This window comes from Wolbachia endosymbiont of Wuchereria bancrofti, assembly GCF_002204235.2.
Taxonomy (GTDB): Bacteria; Pseudomonadota; Alphaproteobacteria; order Rickettsiales; family Anaplasmataceae; genus Wolbachia.
The window spans coordinates 1-1,309 of the sequence record NZ_NJBR02000017.1; the positions used below are offsets into that span (position 1 = coordinate 1).

A 1,309-nucleotide genomic window follows, 5' to 3' on the forward strand; every position below is an offset into this window, starting at 1 on the left:
TTAGTAACTTCTGCATACCATTGATTTTCTACTATAATTTGTGTGTATAAGTGGAATGTTTAGAGTGTTAGTAATCTTCTCTTATGGAAAGGGGTTTTGTATTGTAAGCTGTTGCATACTTGTGTATATGCCAGTGAAAAAACTGTTGGTCAATTGTTAATATCTGGTATCGACAAGTAATTCACAAATTAGTTTGACATTATTCACATGCTTATTAAACATTTGACAACAGTTCTCTTGATAAATCTGATCTAAGAACGTTTTGGCTATTACAGGAAGCAGACTGAGTAAAAAAAGAACTTTGATAGAAAAAATAGCATATGGGGCTTTCCTATTTTTTTTCAAAAGGATCCGCATGTTAAAGAAGTGTGCAACCGAAGCGTTAATGAAAGATCTACCGGACCTTAGTATATTTAATGGTCTGCTGAAGTTCCACGATTGCAATATAATTGATATAATGACCCCACGTACGGAAATATGCGCAGTAGACATTGAGTCAAGCAGACATGAGATAATAAAAAAGGTGAAAGGTACTTGCCTCACTAAAATATTAATCTATAAGAACAATTTTGATAACGTAATAGGGTTTTTTTATATAAAAGACGTTCTCTTTAGTGAGAACAAGAACTTTAATCTAAGGAGCCTCATACAAAACGTGATATTCGTTCCACCATCAATGAAGACTACTAGTCTTTTTATTAGGATGAGATCCTCTAAGTCATACTTAGCTGTTGTATTGGATGAATATGGTGGAACTGACGGTTTGATTTCAATGACCGACCTTATAGAGGAATTAATACCAAATATTAGTAGTGAAAACGAGCCTTTTGAACATGTCATTGTTAAATTATCCCAAAATAAATATGAAGTATCAGCAAGGGCTCCTGTGAAGGATATAGAAGAAAATTTGAAAATAGAATTACGTGATCCTGAAGAAGATTATGCTACACTTGGTGGCCTAATTCTTTCGATCGCTGGTAGAGTGCCTTCTGTAGATGAAATCATTGAATACAAAAGTGGCGTGAAGTTTGTCATAAAAGATGCAAATGAGCGCTATATCAACAAGGTAATATTGGACTTGAGTGATTACGAGAACTAGATCAATATTTCCCGCAAGGGGTATAATATTAGGGTAGATTCTAGATGTAATATGCTCTGGCTTGGATCTTAAAGTGAACCCTTCTGCAAGCCATATAGTTTTTGCCTAGCTATAATTTAGGTAGCCCAGAAAACCCACTTTACAGACCTTAAGAACCCCTTATATGGGGATGTTTTAGGCCTAAAATTTATCTTTAATCTTTATTTAAGC

Annotated in this window: 1 protein-coding gene; it reads left to right on the forward strand. The window is 34.4% G+C overall.

Going from position 1 to position 1,309, the window contains the following annotated elements; translation table 11 throughout:
* Positions 1-283: 283 nt before the first annotated feature.
* Positions 284-1,099: a transporter associated domain-containing protein gene (locus tag CCY16_RS01055; RefSeq protein WP_088414286.1), complete on the forward strand. Its 816-nt coding sequence runs from the start codon at positions 284-286 to the stop codon at positions 1,097-1,099.
* Positions 1,100-1,309 lie beyond the last annotated feature (210 nt).